Origin of the sequence: Luteolibacter flavescens (assembly GCF_025950085.1) — a bacterium.
Classification (GTDB): domain Bacteria; phylum Verrucomicrobiota; class Verrucomicrobiia; order Verrucomicrobiales; family Akkermansiaceae; genus Haloferula; species Haloferula flavescens.
The window spans coordinates 100,186-118,408 of record NZ_JAPDDS010000009.1; the positions used below are offsets into that span (position 1 = coordinate 100,186).

The window sequence follows — 18,223 nt, forward strand, 5'->3', positions numbered from 1 at the left end:
CGTCGGTCTGAGGGCAGCAGTACCGGTGTCTCCTTATTTCAACGGTGTTTTTCCATCCGAGCCGCCCGATGTGAACGGGTGGACCACGGTGAATGCCTTTCCGAACCTGACATTCGTGGATCCGCTCTGGGTGGGAGACCTTCCCGGGTCGGACGACTTGGTGGTGATCGAGAAGACGGGCTTCATCCGCCGTTTTCCAAATAGCCCCGATGCGACTCCCGGGCAGATGAAGGTGGTCCTGGACTTGTCGGCATCGGTGCAGGTTTCGGAGGATCAGGGGCTCTATCAGATCGCATTCCATCCCGATTTCGGAAAGGCGGGTTTCACCCATGCCAATGATGTCTTCATCACCTACAATCATCGTCCTGCGGCGTCAGGGGCTGGCCCCAATCACAGCGTGTGGCGGCTTTCCCGTTTCCGGTGGCAGCCGGCTCTCGGGACCATTGATCCCTCCAGTGAGTCGGTGCTCATCCAGCAATATGATCCACATCGCTGGCATAATGGTGGGGCGATGGCATTCGATGCTTCCGGTTTCCTGCTCGTCACCTGTGGGGACGGTGGCGGGGCGAATGGCGAGTTTGGCCTGATCCAGAAGCGGAATGGCGGCTTCTTCGGAGGAGTGTTGAGGATCGACGTGGACAATGACCCGGCGCGTTCGCACGCGATCCGCCGGCAACCGGCGTCTCCCGTCGGCGGGGCTTTTGCCTCCTTCTCCCAAGGCTACGGGATTCCCAATGACAATCCGTGGTTGAGCACGGCAGGCACAGTCCTTGAGGAGTTTTATGCGATCGGCCTCCGCAGCCCGCACTCGATGTCGCTGGATCCGGTGACAGGTGAGATCTGGGTCGGGGATGTGGGCCAGAGCGCCCGGGAAGAGCTGAACCTGATCAAGCGCGGCGCCAATTACGAATGGCCCTTCATGGAAGGCACGCTCGCCGGTCCGGTACTGAGAAGCAAGTTCACCGTGGTAGGGATCGAGACGCCGCCGGTGTATTCCTACGACCGCACGGAGGGAGGGTGTGTGTTGACGGGGGGCCGATATCAGGGTGCGAAATGGTCAGCATTGCTGGGGGGAGGGATTCTCTTCGCGGATAATTCCCAAGGGGCGCTTCGCGAAATGAAATGGGATCCGGATGGCGGCCCACCTGTCGTCAGGCAGATCGTTTCGGGGCTGGGGATCGGCATCTACTCCGGAATATCGGGTATTTGCACCGATGCGGCAGGCGAAATCTACATCCTGAAGCTGAATGGGGAGAGCCAACCGGGAGGGACCATCCGCAAGTTGGCCACGGCCTCGACCGCCCCCACGGCTCCCGCCTTGCTGTCTGCCACCGGGCTCTTCAGCGATACCCGGCAACTGGTGCCTTCTCCGGCATTGAGACCCTACGAGGTGGCCAGCCCGCTATGGTCGGACGGAGCGTCGAAGCGGCGTTGGCTGGTGATACCGAATGACGGGAATCGAAATCTCGTAAGCGAGAGAATCCTCTACTCCGCCACCGGGAATTGGTCTTTTCCCGAAGGGTCGGTCTTTGTGAAGCATTTCGAGATGCCGGTGGACGCGAGAAATCCATCGGTGGTGAAACGACTGGAGACACGGGTCATCGTTTGCACTCCTGGAGGGAGCAAATACGGGCTGACCTATCGATGGAACGAGCAGGGGACGGATGCGGTCCTGCTGACGGACGGTGCCGAGGAGACATTCGCCGTGACCGGGCAGGACGGCTCCACGGAAACACGCACGTGGAGCTATCCTTCGCGGGCGAATTGCCTGGAGTGCCATGGTGATGCCAGCGGCCAGGCGCTCGGCCTGCGCACCCATCAGATGAATCTGCCTGTGCAGCGTCCCGTGACCGGGGAAATCGAGGGCCAGTTGCAGCTCTTGAACGAAGAGCGGCTATTCACCACGACAAACGAAGTCAGCTATGCCCCCTCCTCATTGTCTGCTGCACATCTGGATACGGCACTGGAGTCGCGCCGCATCGACGACGTGGCGGCACCCCTGGAGCACCGCGTGCGTTCCTATCTCGACTCGAATTGTGCCCACTGCCACCAACCGAATGCCGCGGTGCCATACTTCGATGCCCGCCTTCAGACGCCGCTGGCGAGCCAGCGCCTCATGAATGAAGCGATACGGGGCCAGTTCCACCTGCCGGGGGGGGCTACCTCAAGCCTGGAGACCCGTCGCTATCCGCCGTGCTGACCCGCACCGCGAGCACGCAGCCGGGAGTGATGATGCCACCCCTGGCCAAGCATGTGGCGGACGATACGGCGGTGGAGGCGATTACGGAGTATTTGCAAGGGCTGACGTCCGGTGAATTCGCTGCGGACCCATTGCCACAGGCCCGCTATGTGAGATTCTCTGCCGTTCAGGGAGGGGCGAACGGAATGGTCGCGATTGCCGAGTTCTCCGTGCTGGACGGAAATGGTATCAAAATCCCAGGCGCGACCATCGAAGCGTTCTCCAGTGAAGGTATCGCGGGGAACTCCGCCCTCGCGATCGATGGCGATCCTTGGACGTATTGGTCCACCTCGGCGGGCGGATCATTGCCCAAATCGATCACGCTGGATCTGGAGGGCGTGCGGGAGATCGGCGGGATGGAATACATCCCACGGCAGGACGATTCGACGGGCCGCCTCACCGGATATGAGGTCCACTACAGCATGGATGGCGTGACCTGGACCTTGATGACTTCGGCCTCCGGGGTGGGGTCGCCGAAAACGCAGACATATACCGGCCTCATCGGCCGTCGGAAGATCCGCAGCTCTCTGGCTGCTGCGCCGGTCATCGCAGCAAGGGACTTTCCGGTGACCATTGTCTTCGACTCTCCGGTTACGGATTTCTTCTCCCATGAATTGTTGGTCACGGGGGGGGCGGTGACGTCCATGCGTGGCAGCGGTTACTACTATGTAGCGATGATCAGGGCCTCCCAGCCTCAGGTTTCCGTCTCACTGCCTGCCAATGTCGCCAATGCAGGACCCTATGGCAACTCCGCCTCGCAGGTGCTCACGATCCAGAGCGGACTGGAAACGCCTCCGGTCCCCACCTTCACGACGGATGATGTGTTTCACCGGGTGATGGATGTCCGGCTTTCTTTCGACCAACCTTGTAGCGGCCTTACCAAGGAGGACTTCACGGTGACGGGCGGGACACTGGAATGGCTGATACCGGACGGTGATGCCTGGCACCTGATCGTGGCTGCGGAATTTGGCCAAGCCAAAGTCACACTACGGGAAGGGGCGGTGATGGGGCACAATGGCTTGCAAATGGGCGAAAGTGCGATCGTCACGAGGGGATCGATTTCGCCCCGCACCCATCTGGAGGCTGAAAGCCTCTCTACCTTCAAATTCCGACGGGTGACGGATCCAACTGCAAGTGGTGGCGCCTATAGCTGGACCGTAAAGGGAGAGCGAGGGGCAAACACGATGCCGGATTCCTTGTATAGCATCTTTTCAAAACTGAACATCCGGCACAAGGGGAACTACCGTCTGCGTGCATGGACACGGGCCGACGATCTGAACAGCGATTCGTTTCATGTGTCGCTGGCATCTCGCAATGTCCCTGGACCAGGGACCCTGCCATGGCGCTGCAACCAGGGGCCGGGTGAAGTTGGTTCCGGGCGATTTCATGCGGGGTTCGCTCGGAACGATGGCTCTGACCATGTGTTCCCGCTCACAACAGGTGACACCGAACTGTACGTGTATGCGGCGGAAGACGGCACCCGCATCGATCGCTTGTCGCTGATTCCCGAGCGACCCTATGCCATCTGGAGCGGTACGGCGGTTTCCTCGTCGCCTACCCGTACCATGGGGCTCACCTTCACTTCGCCGGTGACGGGACTCTCTCTCGCGGATTTCGAGACGATCGGTGGGCAGGTTACATCGCTGTCCGGCAGCGGCGAGCAATACACGATCACCTTGGTGCCGGATGCCGGGAAGATGCTCGTACGCGTGAAGGAGCACGCGGTGATGGATGAATTCGGGGCGACAAGCCTTCGCTCCGACTGGAATTTCATGAGCTGGGTGGACACGTACGAGCAGTGGGCCTTGGATCGGTCCCTGGGCAGCCAGGCTTCCTCCGATTCGTTGGACACGGATAATGACGGGCTGGACCAGCTCACCGAGTATGCCCTCGGCCTCGATCCGAAAGTGCCGGACCTGCGGCAGATCGATCCGGCGGATCCTGCTTCACGCGGGCTTCCCTGGGTCGGTCTCGTCGAGTCGGGAGAAGGGAAGAGACTGAGAATGATTTTCCACCGTCGCCGCTCCTCCGCACCGGCAACTTATGCCGTGGAGTTCACCGGAAATCTCAGCGACTTCACCCGGCACACCGATTTCACCGCGCATACCGAAATCCTGAATGCACAATGGGAAAGGGTGACGGTGGATGATGTGACTGCCACGGGTGCCGAGGCCGCCCGTTTCGGCAGGCTCGTGATAAGCCGGGAGCCGTAAGTCGTGGAGGGACTTCTTTCCCTCTAACAGGTCTTCGGCATCAGGAAGCGAATCACTCATCCGGCACCTCGGCACCGTGGTCGAGCCAGAGGCGGAATTGCTTGGCGAATTCCTCGTGGGTGAGGGGTGGGAGGGTGCGGCCTTCGCCGGGGTCCCAGCCCCAGAGCACGAGCTTGTCCTCGGCGATGTGGTGCATGAGCTGGTCGAAGTCCTTGCCGCCATTCTTCTTCTGGTCCTTCAGGAGGGCCGCGAGTTCGGCGGGGGACTTGCCCTCGAAGACCATGGGCATGTCGCGCGGTGGCAGGTGCCAGTTCGGGTTTCCAGGCGGCATGTTCAGACCGGGCAGGTTCGCGTGCTGGTGGCAGTTCGCGCACTTCATCGCGTAGATGCCCTTGCCCTCCGGACCGGCGGTCACGTTCATCGCATGCGGATGGCTGTCGTCGCCTTGCAGCGGGGCATTGCCCGCGGGATGGCAATTCATGCAGCGCGGATGCATCAGCACCTTGTAAACCTCGCGGAATGCCGCCTTGGAGACCGCGGGGTCCTTCACCTGCGGCTTCTCCTTCACGTCATCCTGACCGTAGGCGTGGAAGGCGTATCCGCCGAGGATGGCGGCGGCTGCGCCCAGCAGCGTGGCGGTGGCTTTCGTTTTCATGGAGTCGGGTCGTGGTTGGGGATTCGCGCGCGGGTGTTCAGGACAGGTTGCGGATCGGCAGCTCACGGACGCGCTTGCCGGTGGCTGCGTGGATGGCATTGCAGACGGCGGCGGCCAGCGGCGGCACCCCGCATTCTCCCGCGCCGCCCATCTTCTGCGTGCTGGGTACGATGTGGGTCTCGATCAGCGGGCTCTCGTGCATGCGGGCCACCTGGTAGTCGTGGAAGTTCCCCTGCTTCACGTGGCCTTTCTCAAAGGTGATCTCGCTGTGAAGCACTGCGCCGAGCGCGAAGACGATGCCGGACTCCATCTGTGCCTTTACGCCTTCCGGATTCACCGCGAGCCCGCAGTCGATCGCGCAAGTGATCTTGTGTACCTTCACCACACCCTGCTGCGACACGGAGACTTCGGCGACCTCCGCCACGGTGCTGCCAAAACTCTCGTGCACCGCCACGCCGTGGAAGTGTCCCGCCGGCAGCGGCTTGCCCCAGCCGGATTTCTCCGCGGCTAGATTCAGTGCGGCCATGTGCCGCGGGTGATCCTTCAGCATCATTCGGCGGTAATTCACCGGGTCCTTCCCCGCGGCATTCGCGGCCTCGTCGATCAGGCACTCCATTGCATAGCCCGTGTGGCTGTGTCCCACGGAGCGCCACCACAGCACGGGAATACCGGGCCGCGGCGAATGCAGGTCCACGCGATGGTTCGGCACCGACTTCAGATACGGCGAGTCCGCCACTCCCTCCACCGAGGTGGCATCCACGCCGTCCTTCACCATCATGGCCTCCATCGGTGTTCCCGCGATGATCGACTGGCCGACGATGACGTGCTTCCACCCCACCGGCATGCCGGAGTCATCCAGCGTGATCGACGCACGATGCAGGAATGCCGGGCGGTAGAAGCCACCGCGCGTGTCGTCCTCGCGCGTCCACACCACCTTCACCGGCTTCTTCGCCGCCTTCGCGACGTGCACCGCTTCCACAATGAAGTCCGACGCAGGATTTGCCCGTCGTCCGAAGCCACCTCCGAGGAAGGTCGTGTGAATCTCCACCTGTCCCGGCTCCAGTCCCGCCGCCTTTGCCGCGAGTTGCTGGTCCATCGTCTGGAATTGCGTGCCGGTCCAGATCTCGCACTTCCCCTCGGTGAGGTGTGCGGTGGCATTCAGCGGCTCCATGGTCGCATGCGCGAGGTAGGGTACATAATAGTCCGCCTCGATCGTCTTGCCGCCCTTCGCCACCGGCAGTTCGCCCGCCTTTGCGGCGACGGCTCCTTCGGTCCCGGCGAGCTTGCGGAATTCCTCCAGAAGCTCCGCGCTGTCGTGGGCCGGGCCTTCCTTCCACTCGATCTCCAGCGCATCACGCCCTTGCTTCGCAGCCCAGAAATGATCCGCCAGCACGGCCACGCCGCTCGGCACCTGCACCACGTCGCGCACGCCGGGCACCTTTCTTGCCGCCGTCGCATCGTAGGATTTCACCGAGCCGCCGAAGCCCGGTGGACGCGCGACCACCGCGGTCAGCAGGCCATCGAAATGCACGTCGATGCCGAATTGCGCGGAGCCATTCACCTTCTCCGGCGCATCGAGTCGCTTGGTCGCCTTGCCGATGATCTTCCAGTCCTTCGGGTCCTTCAGCTTCGCTTCCTTCGGCACGGCGACGCGGGCGGCACCTTGCGCGAGCTCGCCATACGAGGCGCGTTTTTCCCCGGCGATCACATGGCCGTTCTCCGTGCGGCATTCCTCCGGCTTCACGCCGAATCTTGCCGCGGCGGCCTGCACGAGCATCTCCTTCGCCAGCGCACCGACCTGCCGGTAGCGGTCGAATTCGGAATGCGTAGTCGTCGAGCCACCGGTCATCTGCATGCCGAAGGCCGGGTGAGCATACGTGTGCGAGGCCGGTGCATGTTCCGCGGATACCTTCGACCAGTCCGCATCCAGCTCTTCCGCGATCAGCATCGGCAGCGTCGTCCAGATGCCCTGACCCATCTCGGAATGCGCGAGCAACACGGTGACCCGTCCGTCGATGCCGATGCGGAGAAAGGCATTCGGCGCGGGCAGCGCACCCGGCTTCGCCGGAGGGGTCCCGGCTGCCGCTGCGCGCTTCGGCAGCGGGACGAAGAAGCCGAGCACCAGCCCGCCCGACGTGGCGAGAAATCGCCGGCGGCCCAGCGTGGCGGGTGCGGCAGGGGAGGTGGGAGCGATCACTTCGCACCTCCCTTCGCCTTGGCCCCGGCGGCGCGGTGGATCGCGCAGCGGATGCGTTGGTAGGTGCCGCAGCGGCAGATGTTCCCGCTCATCGCGAGGTCGATGTCCTCGTCGCTCGGGTCCGCCTTCTCCCGCAGCAGCACGGCGGCGGACATGATCTGGCCGGACTGGCAGTAGCCGCACTGCGGCACGTCCTCCTCCATCCACGCGTCTTGCAGCACCCGCCCGTAGGGATCCGCGGCCATGCCCTCAATGGTGGTGATGTTCTTTCCCAGCGCACGCGAGACGGGCGTGACGCAGGAGCGGACCGCCTCGCCGTCGAGGTGGATGGTGCAGGCACCGCACTGGGCCATGCCGCAGCCGAATTTCGTGCCGGTGAGGTGCAGCAGGTCGCGCAGCACCCAGAGCAGGGGAGTGGAGGGATCCGCATCCACGGCGTGATCCTGTTGGTTCACTTTGAGCGAGATCATGGCGGAGTGAAAAAAATTTCGGGAACCTGCCACGATGCACCCGATGCCCGCCACGTCGAGGGACATTTGGATCGCTGTCCCGGTTGTGTCTTGTCGCCGGGCGCGGGCCTGATAGTCTGCCACCATGGACCGCGCGCATTTCATCCGGCTGGGATTGGTGGCCTCACTCGGGCTCGTGACCGGTGTCGTGCATGCGGATCAGCCGGCGAAAGCGGAGGATACCCTGGAAAGCTGGGCCGGCCGTCATGGCGGATCGCTCTCGCTGAAGAACGGTGAACTGCGGATTGTCGCGCGGGCGAAGGTGACATCCTTCGGTGATGCCCTGCAAGAGCTTGCCGGTCTCGCGGACGGCGTCCTCCGTTGCCATGGCCGCACTGTCACCGGGTTGCAGGGAGGGCGTTCCTTCCGCGTGCTGCTGCGCGCCGCGTGAGGAAGGGCAGGCCTGCTCAGTTCACCGTCACATGCATCCGGCCCGCCGCGACCGGCACGGCGAAGAATGCCACGACAAAGCCATCCGCCGCCACGAGCTGATAGAGGCCCTGCACCAGCCCAGCCTCGCAGCGGAATGTCAGCGAATAACAATCCTGCCCGGCTAGCTGCGGGAGGTCCGGCACTGGCAGCGCCTCACACCCGGCCAGCATCCATTCACCCGCAGACGCACCTTCCGGTGTCGTCGCCGTGAAGGCCTGCTCCAGCCGTGCCTCGAAGTCCGCGAGGCGGGGACGCGCGTGCAATGTCATGGCGCCGCGCGCTCGCCGGTGAAGCGGATGAAGACACGTGAAGGATTCAGCCCCACCGATGCGGGGGAGAAGCTCAGCGTCCACGTGGCATAGAGCGGATCGGCCAGGTTCACCTTCGTCAGTGTGCCGCTGTAGTTCTGCCACGACGACAGGTTCGATGAAAACTGCGCGCCGAAGTTGTAGCCTTCGCGTGGTCCCTGGAAGGTGGCCGTAACCGTCCCTCCGGATCTGGTGAAGCTGCGCACCGGTGCCGGGTCCGCGCCGCTCTGCGGGGTGCCATTGAAAAGCAATTCCATCAGCGCGGTGCGACCGTCCGTATCGGGATCGCTGGCGGAGGAGAGTCCCGCGAGCGTCGAGCTGTAGCGACGCTCCCATGCGTCGATCAGGTGATCGCCATCGAGATCGTCGGACTCATAGATCAGGAAGGCGCGACCGTTCTCGGCATTCGTGTAGGTCTTCGTTGGCACTGGCTGGCCGGGGAGTTGGACCTGCTTCACGCGGTTCAGACCGCTTTCCAGGCAGAAGAGGCGACCGTAGGCGTCGAACTTCAAGCCGCGTGGTCCCTGCAAACCGGACACGACCACTGCGGAGTTACCGTTTGCCGGATCCAGCGAGCGAATGGTCCCGGCGGAGTAGGACGAGTAATAGACCGCGCCCGTCTGCGGGTTCACGGCAATGCCCCATGGATCGGTCGCGGGGAAAGTCACCCGGTCCGCAGTCGAACTCGTCCACGAGCGGATCGCGCTGACGAAGTCACCGCCGGAGTCCGTGAACCAGACCCAGCCGCGCCCGGCGTCCCAGGCCACGTCATTCGGGCGCACGATGTTCCCGCCGGTCACGATCGCTTGGTCGGCCAGGGTCGTGAGGTGGAAGACATTCACCGTGTCATTCGCGGAATCGAGGTAGAAGAGCCGGCGGTTCGGCGAGTCGATGGCGATGCCGTGGAAGGTCGAGGCCGGGCGATTGATCAGGTTCGTCGCCGCGGGAGTTTGGGCCGAGGGATCGATCCAGGCGATGCGCCCGCCCGTGGGGTCGGAGAAATAGACGCGCCCCGTCTCCGGATCGCTGGCCAGTCCCCAGGGATTGATCCCGCTCAGGTAGGGGGCCAGCGCGTCGGTGCCACCTTTCGAGTCGATGTGGAATTCCGGCGGTGATGTCGCATACACCACCGTGGCGGAGAGCGCGGGTGCCGCGGGAAGGAGAGCCAGGGCGATGGTCCACATTTTTGCGCGGCCGGACTTCATGTCTTGCAGGCTACCGGGCATTTTTGATTGAGTAAAGATAAGGACGCACAAGCATTCCGAGCCTCGCCAATTTCCACCCGCTCATGTCCAACCCTTACATCGGCGAAATCCGGATGGTCGGCTTCAATTTCGCACCACCCGGCTGGGCGCTGTGCCACGGCCAGCTTCTCGCTATCTCGGAGTATGAGGTGTTATTCCAGTTGATCGGGACTACCTACGGCGGGGATGGGCAGCAGACTTTCGCGGTGCCGGACCTGCGTGGAAGAGCACCCGTCCACATGGGTCAGGGCCCGACCCTCAGTCCGCGGACTCTCGGCCAATTTTCCGGCTCGGAGACGGAGACAATCGTCACACAGCAACTCCCGGCCCATTCCCACCCGCTTTCGTCCGTGGGAGTGCCCTCGACGAACCTGGTGGGGAATGCTGCATCTCCCGGTAGCCTGCGCCTTGCCCGCGCGAGCGATGGCGAGAAGAACTACTCTTCCGATGTAGCCGACGGCGCCATCGCTCTCGCCTTCACAGGGAATACCCAGCCTGTGGGCAATACCATGCCACACGCGAATCTGCCGCCGTTCCTCACGGTGAATTTCATCATCTCGCTCTTCGGCATCTTTCCTTCTCCCACTTGAGCGCCACCCGCTTCACCAAGATCCAACCCAACTCTTCCCATGGCAGATCCTTTCGTCGCAGAAATCAGGATGGCAGGCTTCAACTTCGCCCCGGTAGGCTGGGCGCAGTGCAGTGGCCAGTTGCTCTCGATCCAGCAAAATACCGCACTCTTTTCCCTGCTGGGCACCACCTACGGGGGTAACGGCAACACGACATTCGCTCTGCCGGATCTTCGTGGCCGGATGCCTATCCACCAGGGGCAGGGCCCGGGCGGCCTCACCAGCCGTACGCTGGGAAGTTCGGGCGGCAGCGAGAACGTGACTCTCACCACCGCAGAGATCCCGGCCCACACGCATGCGCTTACCGGAGGCACCCTACCCACCGTGCAGGCGGCGGGCAACCAGACGACGCCGAATGGCAACCGCCTGTCGCGCGCCAGCGATGGCGAGAGCAATTTCTCGAATGCGGCGGCGGATGGTAGCATCGCGCTTACGGGCAATACGTCCTCGGTCGGCGGTGGCTTGGCGCACAACAACATGCCTCCATTCCTCACGGTAAATTTCATCATCGCGCTGCAGGGGATCTTCCCGCAGCGGCCCTGAGTCACACGTGTTCCGCCTCGCCACGGTCTCCCTGCGGCCGGAGGTTCCGGAGGACCGGGATTTCCTGGTCGATCTGTATCTGTCCACGCGGGACGATGAGGCGGGCTTCCGCGACCTGCCTCCGGCGGAGCGCACCCGCTGGCTCGTCCAGCAATACGAGTGGCAGACGCTCTCCTACCGGCAGACCTATCCGCATGCGTGGTTCACCATCGTCATGGTGGAGGGGCGTCCGGCAGGGCGTCTCTATGTCGCGCGGATGACCGATTGCCTGCGCGTCATGGATATCTCGCTGCTGCCGGAATTCCGTGGCCACGGCATCGGCACGCAGCTCCTGAAGAATGTCCAGGCGGAGGGCCAGCGGACCCAGGTGCCGGTGCGGTTGGAGGCGGTGATCGGCGATCCGGTGCAGGGATTTTACCAGCGGCTCGGCTTTCGCATCATCAGGACCTCGGCGATGCGCCATACCATGGAATGGACTCCTCCACGGCCGCCGGGAAGTTGAGTGATGTTGTTGATCAGATTGTGTGAAATGTTTGTCTGTCTCGGAGTGCTTCCGGGGCGATTTGTAGGGGAATACCCAACTTGAGCGGTGATGTGCCGGATTCGAATTGATATCCGCGGGAGGTGGCGGGATAGCTCGTGCACCCCCCGGCGTGATGCGCTGATCCCTCCCTCATCGATTACGCGCCGCAATCCCCCCGTTGCGAATGAATTGGTCTCCCCTCCCTCTCCGCGTCCTCGCGGCTGGCCTCGCTGCCCTCGCCCTCGCGGCGGGTGCCACCTTGCCCGAATACGGCACCGCGCCGGTCATCAGTGAATTCCTCGCGTCGAATGGCAGCGGCCTCACGGATCAATTCGGCAACCGCGAGGACTGGATCGAGGTACACAATCCGACGAAGGCCGCGGTGAACCTGAACGGCTGGTATCTCACGGGAAATGCCACGAACCTGAAGAAGTGGAAATTCCCCGCGGTGACGCTCCCGGCGAATGGCTATCTCGTGGTCTTCGCGTCGAACCGCGACCTGCGGAACGCGGCCAATCCGCTCCACACGAATTTCAAGCTCGGTGCCTCCGGCGAATATCTCGCGCTGGTGCGGCCTGACGGGACGACGATCGTCTCGGAATACGCGCCGACCTTCCCCGCGCAGGTGTCGGACATTTCCTACGGCCTGACGCCGGTGGCAGGGGAGTCATCGGTGTTGCTGGCGGCGGGTGCCCCGGCGGACGTGCTGGTGCCGTCCGGGCCGCTGCCTGCGAACTGGAAGCTGCCGACTTTCACGCCGGATGCCTCGTGGTCCAGCGGGCTCTCCGCGGTGGGGTATGATACCACGCCGATGATTGCGGGCGGGGCGAAGATCCTGCTGGTGGTGGACACGTCAGCGAATGCCGCCGCGCGCGCCGGGGACCAGACGCTGGTGAACCGCCTGACGAATACCCACGGCCACGTGGTTACCACCGTGGACGACAATGCGGTGCAAGCCGCCGATGCCACGGGCAAGGACCTGGTGTTCGTTTCCTCTACCGTTTCCGCCAGCGCGGTGAATACGAAGCTGAAGGACGTGACGGTGCCGGTCGTGAATTGCGAGCGCGGCCTGACCGATGACTTCCTGCTCAGCGTGGCGGGCTCCGCGGTGAGCGCTCAGACGGCGGTGCATCTCACCACGGTCGGCGCGGCCCATCCGCTCGGCGCGGGCTTCCCCGCCGGGCCGCTCACGGTGCGCAGTTCGGCAGGCAATCTGAATGCCGCGGATCTCTCGAATCTCGCGCCGGATGCCGTGGTGGTGGCCACCGCGGACGCGGGGAAGCCGGTGATCCTGGAAGTGGCGGCCGGCAAGAAGCTCCGCGGAGGTGTCATCGCCCCGGCGAGCCGCATCCACTTCTTCCTCGATGACGACGGGCTGGGTCCTCTCACGGCGAGCGGGCTGGCGATCTTTGACGCATGCATCCTCCATGCTCTCGGCGATTTCGTGCCGCCCCCGCCGTATCACGATCTCATCGGCCACGACATCGAGCCGGCCATGCATGGCGTGCGCTCGACCGCGGCGATGCGCTTCACCTTCGTGCCTGAGTCTGTCTCTCAGCTCCGTGCCCTGCTGCTGAAAATGCGCTGCGACGATGGCTATGTGGCGTGGTTGAATGGAGTGGAAATCGCGCGCCGCAATGCCCCGGCGAATCCCACCTGGAACTCCGCCGCCACCGCTGCAAGCCCGGGCATGGACCTGGAGAGCATCGACATCAGCAACCGGCTTGGCCTGCTCGTCGCGGGCGAGACGAACGTGCTGGCGATCCAGGGGCTGAATGTCTCCGCCGCCGACGATGACTTCCTCGTGATGCCGGAGGTGGTCGCGGCCACGGGCATCACGACGAAGGAGGAATACTACACGACCGCCACGCCTGCCGCGGCGAACATGACCAGCACGCTCGGCATGGTGCCGGAGGTAGTCTTCAGCAAGGAGCGCGGGTATTTCAATGCGCCCTTTTCCCTCGTGCTCACGAGCCCCATGGCGGAGACGCAGATCCGCTACACCACGGACGGCACCGCACCCACCGCGACCACCGGGCAGATCTACACCGCGCCCATCCCGGTCTCCACCACCGCCACCATCCGCGCTTGTGCCTATCGCACCGGCTACACCTCGTTGCGACCGGAGACGCGGACGTATCTCTACCTGCCGGACATCATCCAGCAGCCCGCCACCATCGCCGGATGGCCGAATCCCCTGATCAGCACCGGCACCGTGACAAAGGTGCACGACTACGAGATGGACCCGACGCTGGTGTCCGACCCCGCTTTCCGCGATGAGCTGATCGAGGGCTTCGCCGACATCCCCACCGTCTCCGTGGTCGTGAAGAAGACCGACATGTGGACGGCGGCGGGCGAGGGGGGCTTCTACCGCGGCACGGACCTCGAGCGCGCCGCCTCAGTGGAATACATCAATCCGGAGAACCCCGAGGAAACCACCCAGGCGGATTGCGGCATCCAAGGCCACAGCCACGACCGCATGAAGCGCTCGCTGCGGCTGTCCTTCAAGGCGGCGTATGGCGACAAGAAATTCGACTCTGCCATCTTCACCGGCGTCCCGTGGGGCGGCGAGGCGGGCAATCGCGAGGTGGACAACATCGTGCTCCGCGCGGGGAACAACCACAGCTTTGCCCGGAGCTGGAATCCCACGACCAGCACTTGCACGGAGGATGAATTCTACCGCGCGACGCAGATCGCGATGGGCCGTCCGGGCTCGCCGGGGCGCTTCGTCCACCTCTTCATCAATGGCGTCTATTGGGGCCTCTACAATGCGGTGCAGCGCCCGGATGCGGACTTCGCCGCGAGTTCGCTCGGCGGGGAAAAGGAGGAGTGGTTCAGCGTGAACCACGGTGGCGTCCACGGCGGCGGGGACAGCACCCGCTGGGACTACCTGACGACCACGCTGGTGGGGAAGAACATGGCGAATGCCGCAAACTACGCCGAGCTCGGCCAGTATGTGGATCTGCCCGCCTTCGTGGACTACGTGCTGTGCGCGTTCTTCATCGGCATGGATGACTGGCCGCTGAACAACTGGTGGGGTGGGAATCGCAATACCCCGGCGGGGCCATTCCAGTTCTTCACATGGGACGGTGAGACCTCATGGGGCACGGGCAATGGCTCGAACACCACGGCCTGGGTCCATCCGAATTTCCGCGCGATCAATCCGATCTCCAGTGCCGCTCCGGCGGCGAAGATCTGGCAGGCCGCCCGTGCGAACCCGAACTTCATCGCCCTAGTCGGGGATCGGCTGCAGAAGCACATCTCCGCGGGCGGCGCGCTTAGTACTGCGGAAGTAGTAGCTCGCTGGGACCGCATCAATACCCATGTCGAGGATGCCATCTACGGCGAGTCCGCACGCTGGGGGGACACGATGCAAGAGCCGCCCACGCGACCGACCATTGAGTGGCGCAACGAGGTGAACCGCGTGCGGAACATCATGCTCACCGGCACGCCCGCGGGCACGGGCACCACCGAGAATTCAACTCTCCTGCGGAATGCGATGCGTGTGCAGGGATACTTTCCGGCCATCGACGCCCCGGCCTTCAGCGAGGAGGGCGGTGAGGTGGCGCAGGGCTACCAGCTCGGCATGACGAATCCGAATGCCACGGGCACGATCTACTACACGGTGGACGGCACCGATCCCCGGCTCGCAGGCGGCGGTATCTCATCCGCCGCGACCGCTTACTCCGGTGCGGTGGTGATTCCGTATTCGCTCGTCGTGAAGGCCCGCGTGCGGCAGGGCACCGTGTGGAGCGCGCTGAATGAACGCAGCTTCATTTCAGAAGGTCCCGCCCCGCTCCGCATTACCGAGATCATGTATCATCCAGCGGACCCGGATGCGGAGGAACTCGCCGAGGGATTTTCAGACCAGAATGAATTCGAGTTCCTGGAGTTCCGGAACATCGGCACTGAGGGGCTGGATCTCACGGGAGCCACCTTCACCAGCGGCCTCACCTTCACCTTCGGCGAGAAGACACTGCCACTTGGCGGGACGATCCTGCTGGTAAAAAATGCCGCCGCTTTCGTGGCCCGCTACGGCACGGAGATCCCGGTGGACGGTGTGTATGACGGGAGCCTGGACAATGGTGGCGAGCGCCTGCGGCTGAAGAACGCGCAGGGGCAGACGCTCTTTGACATCACCTACGACGACGGCTGGCATCCCGCCTCGGATGGCGAGGGGCACTCTCTGGTGCCGGTGGATCTCGCTGCACCGCTATCAGCCTTCGCGTCGGCATCCGGCTGGCGGGCGAGCACCCGCATCCATGGCTCGCCGGGTGCCACCGATCCTCCGTCCGATCCGGTCGAGCCACCTCCTCTCACCTTCGTTTCGTGGCGGCAAGATGTCTTCGACTCCACCGAACTCGCCGATGTGACCGTCAGCGGTGCGGACGCGGACCCGGATGGCGATGGCTTGGCGAACGTCCTGGAATATGTGATCGGCACCGATCCGAAGGTCCCGCAGTCATCGCGTGCCGGAGTGGCTGGTGCGCTCGTGACGCGTGGCGCGCCGGATCTGGTGCCCACCTCGGAAGGCTGGCGCTTCATCTATGCGCGGCGGAGGCAGGAGACACTAGGCGGCCTCACCGTGGTGGCGCAGACCTGTGGCGAGCTCAGCGCGTGGACGTCGCTCCCTGCGGCTGTTGTCATCGGTGGTGATGACGAGGTGGAAGTGCTCGCCGTGGACCTGCCGCCGGGCGGGCCCGGGCCTGCGTTCTTCCGTCTGTCCGTGACGGTGGATGCACCTTGAGACGGGGCGCACGAAAAAGGGCCGGGTGATCCCGGCCCGTGTTGCTCTCCGACGTGCGAAGATGCCGGTCGATCAATCGAGCGAATACTCGCCGTCCTCGCCGATGCCGATCCACTTCAGGCGGCCGAAGGCGCGCAGGATGGCGGGCGTGAGTTCTTCCGCCTCGTCTTCCGCATGCTCGACCGTCGCGGAGCGGGTGAGGCCGCGCATGGACTCGATGCTGATCACCGTGCGCGAGCCTTCGAAGTGAATCCAGTCGCCCCAGTTCTTCGACTCGTGGCGCGGGTAGAGCTTCTCCTTGCGGAGCGCATCGACGACTTCCTTGATCGTGCAGGGTTCTTCGGAATCGGGCAGTTGCAGGACGGTTTCCATGTGCGGGTGGCGAACGTGAGGGGAATGCGGGGCGAATGGAAGCTTCGCATCGCCGTAAATACAAGCCGCCACTTTCCATCCGTGGTCATGGTGGTGACATCACGTAGGCATCGGGTGAAGCCGGCCGTCGGGATGGTCTCCGCACTGTCACCAGTACAACCACGAAAAATGCCGCGCATGCGTCAGCCACCGGGAACGCGGAATTCATTCCGCCCAGGTCATCCGCGCAAGCCATCACCAGAAAACAACCACCGACGAAGCTCCGCTCTTTCGGCATTCCTCAAGCAATGGGAAAGTTCCTCGCGATGATTTCGTTTGCGGTGGCATCACTCCTGATGCTGACAGGTTGCAAGCCGGAGGGAACGCGATCCAATCGCATCGTCGGCAACATGGCTTTGATCTCAGCAGCTCTCAAGATGTTCAAGGTGCATGCCGGGAGATATCCCACCGAAGAAGAGGGCCTGAAGGCTCTGATCGAAAGGCCTGCGACCTATCCCGAGAACAAGCGATGGACGAAGATCATGGACAAGCTGCCGCTGGATCCATGGGGTAATCCATACCAATACGTGAAGAGCGATGATCCGTCGGAGATCGACATGCCAGATTGGACGTTTGACGGCCACGGCCTCTATTCACTCGGTCCTGACGGCATCTCGAATTCCCGTGGATGCGATGATGAGGACCTCAACTCGTGGGATGAGTCTTCGATGGACAAACGGCCGCTCGGACAGAGGATGCTGGAGTCTCGGCATGCTCCCTACGCCGGTGCCGCGATCCTCGCCCTGATCTTGTGCATCGGCACCATCCTGCGAGGACGCAAGGGGGCAACCGCCTGATCAAGCCACCGGGAACGCGGAATTCATTCCGCCCGGGTCATCCGCACAATCCATCACCAGAAAACATCCACCGACAAAGCTCCGGCCTTTCGGCATTCCACAAGCAATGGGCAAGTTCCTCGTGATGCTTTTGGTGGCGGCTGTATGTCTCGCCATGGCGATGTATCTCGGCATTCTCCCAAGTAGAGGGGGAATCGCGACGGTTGGTCCCATCGATGGCGACATGGCTTCGATGTCATCCGCCCTCAATATGTTCAGGGTGAATGCCGGAAGGTATCCTACAGAAGAAGAGGGCTTGGCAGCCCTGATCGAAAAGCCTGCGACCTATCCCGAGAACAAGCGATGGCAGAAGATCATGGGCAAGCTGCCGCTGGATCCATGGAACAACCCTTATCAGTATGTAGCCATCAAAGACTCCGAAAAGATGCTCTCGGCTGCGTTGGATCTCGATGCGTATGGGCTCTATTCCTTCGGCCCCGACGGCATCTCGAAGTCTCAGGGCAACGATGACGATGACCGGAATTCCTGGAACGAGCTGTCCTTGGACAGGCGCTCCTCGTTTGAGCGCTGGAAGGATTCATTCCAGGTTGATGAAGCCGGGATCATCCTTCTGGCTCTGTTCGTGTGTTTCGGATTTCTACGGGCCCTGAACATCAGGGCAAAGGCCTGATCAAGCCACTGGGAACGCGGAATTCATTCCGCCCGAGCCATCCTCGTCTACTGCGCATATAGTAGTCAGGGTCCGATTCGCGAGAGGCTCGCCGTAGAGGGGTGCG

General features: G+C 63.3%; 15 protein-coding genes. 9 read left to right on the plus strand and 6 right to left on the minus strand.

The features are described from left to right. Window positions 1–115 precede the first annotated feature (115 nt). The gene (locus OKA04_RS16255; protein WP_264502245.1) at window positions 116–2,200 is read left to right on the plus strand and encodes a PQQ-dependent sugar dehydrogenase; all 2,085 of its coding nucleotides are present in this window, start codon (window positions 116–118) and stop codon (window positions 2,198–2,200) included. Then, window positions 2,194–4,452, plus strand: coding sequence for a discoidin domain-containing protein (locus OKA04_RS16260; RefSeq protein WP_264502246.1), 2,259 nt, complete (start codon window positions 2,194–2,196; stop codon window positions 4,450–4,452). Before OKA04_RS16255 ends, OKA04_RS16260 begins: the two co-directional genes overlap by 7 nt. Window positions 4,453–4,504: 52 nt before the next feature. On the opposite strand, the gene OKA04_RS16265 is transcribed toward OKA04_RS16260, so the two are convergent. From OKA04_RS16265 to OKA04_RS16275, 3 genes are read right to left on the minus strand one after another with little or no spacing between them, the layout of a single operon-like run. Continuing rightward, on the minus strand, window positions 4,505–5,107 hold the full coding sequence (locus tag OKA04_RS16265) for a hypothetical protein (protein WP_264502247.1): 603 nt from the start codon (window positions 5,105–5,107) through the stop codon (window positions 4,505–4,507). Window positions 5,108–5,144: 37 nt separating this feature from the next. Then, window positions 5,145–7,304, minus strand: coding sequence for a xanthine dehydrogenase family protein molybdopterin-binding subunit (locus tag OKA04_RS16270; protein WP_264502248.1), 2,160 nt, complete (start codon window positions 7,302–7,304; stop codon window positions 5,145–5,147). After that, window positions 7,301–7,774, minus strand: coding sequence for a (2Fe-2S)-binding protein (locus OKA04_RS16275; protein ID WP_264502249.1), 474 nt, complete (start codon window positions 7,772–7,774; stop codon window positions 7,301–7,303). Before OKA04_RS16275 ends, OKA04_RS16270 begins: the two co-directional genes overlap by 4 nt. A gap of 124 nt (window positions 7,775–7,898) precedes the next feature. Between OKA04_RS16275 and OKA04_RS16280 the strand changes: the two genes are divergently transcribed. Further along, a complete protein-coding gene (locus OKA04_RS16280) occupies window positions 7,899–8,204 on the plus strand; it encodes a hypothetical protein (RefSeq protein ID WP_264502250.1) in 306 nt (101 codons plus the stop codon). Window positions 8,205–8,220: 16 nt separating this feature from the next. Here OKA04_RS16280 and OKA04_RS16285 read toward each other — a convergent pair whose 3' ends face one another. Then, window positions 8,221–8,514 carry a DUF6916 family protein gene (locus OKA04_RS16285; RefSeq protein WP_264502251.1) on the minus strand — a complete coding sequence of 98 codons (294 nt, stop codon included), beginning with the start codon at window positions 8,512–8,514 and terminating at the stop codon, window positions 8,221–8,223. Continuing rightward, window positions 8,511–9,758, minus strand: a complete 1,248-nt coding sequence (locus tag OKA04_RS16290; protein ID WP_264502252.1) for a Vgb family protein — start codon at window positions 9,756–9,758, stop codon at window positions 8,511–8,513. The genes OKA04_RS16285 and OKA04_RS16290 overlap by 4 nt, the downstream gene beginning before the upstream one ends. 83 nt (window positions 9,759–9,841) lie before the next feature. On the opposite strand from OKA04_RS16290, the gene OKA04_RS16295 reads away from it, so the two are divergent. The 4 genes from OKA04_RS16295 to OKA04_RS16310 all read left to right on the plus strand — a co-directional run bounded on the left by OKA04_RS16295 (window position 9,842) and on the right by OKA04_RS16310 (window position 16,239). Beyond that, window positions 9,842–10,387 carry a phage tail protein gene (locus OKA04_RS16295; protein ID WP_264502253.1) on the plus strand — a complete coding sequence of 182 codons (546 nt, stop codon included), beginning with the start codon at window positions 9,842–9,844 and terminating at the stop codon, window positions 10,385–10,387. 39 nt (window positions 10,388–10,426) lie between these two features. Further along, on the plus strand, window positions 10,427–10,969 hold the full coding sequence (locus OKA04_RS16300; RefSeq protein WP_264502254.1) for a phage tail protein: 543 nt from the start codon (window positions 10,427–10,429) through the stop codon (window positions 10,967–10,969). 7 nt (window positions 10,970–10,976) lie between these two features. Further along, complete coding sequence (locus OKA04_RS16305) at window positions 10,977–11,471, plus strand: GNAT family N-acetyltransferase (RefSeq protein ID WP_264502255.1); 495 nt, start codon at window positions 10,977–10,979, stop codon at window positions 11,469–11,471. Between the two features lie 205 nt (window positions 11,472–11,676). Beyond that, window positions 11,677–16,239, plus strand: coding sequence for a lamin tail domain-containing protein (locus tag OKA04_RS16310; protein WP_264502256.1), 4,563 nt, complete (start codon window positions 11,677–11,679; stop codon window positions 16,237–16,239). Window positions 16,240–16,311: 72 nt separating this feature from the next. Here OKA04_RS16310 and OKA04_RS16315 read toward each other — a convergent pair whose 3' ends face one another. Further along, entirely contained in the window at window positions 16,312–16,611 is a 300-nt protein-coding gene (locus OKA04_RS16315; RefSeq protein ID WP_264502257.1) for a hypothetical protein, read from the minus strand. Between the two features lie 389 nt (window positions 16,612–17,000). Between OKA04_RS16315 and OKA04_RS16320 the strand changes: the two genes are divergently transcribed. Beyond that, window positions 17,001–17,447, plus strand: coding sequence for a type II secretion system protein GspG (locus tag OKA04_RS16320; protein WP_264502258.1), 447 nt, complete (start codon window positions 17,001–17,003; stop codon window positions 17,445–17,447). 106 nt (window positions 17,448–17,553) lie between these two features. After that, window positions 17,554–18,117, plus strand: coding sequence for a type II secretion system protein GspG (locus OKA04_RS16325; protein WP_264502259.1), 564 nt, complete (start codon window positions 17,554–17,556; stop codon window positions 18,115–18,117). Window positions 18,118–18,223 lie beyond the last annotated feature (106 nt).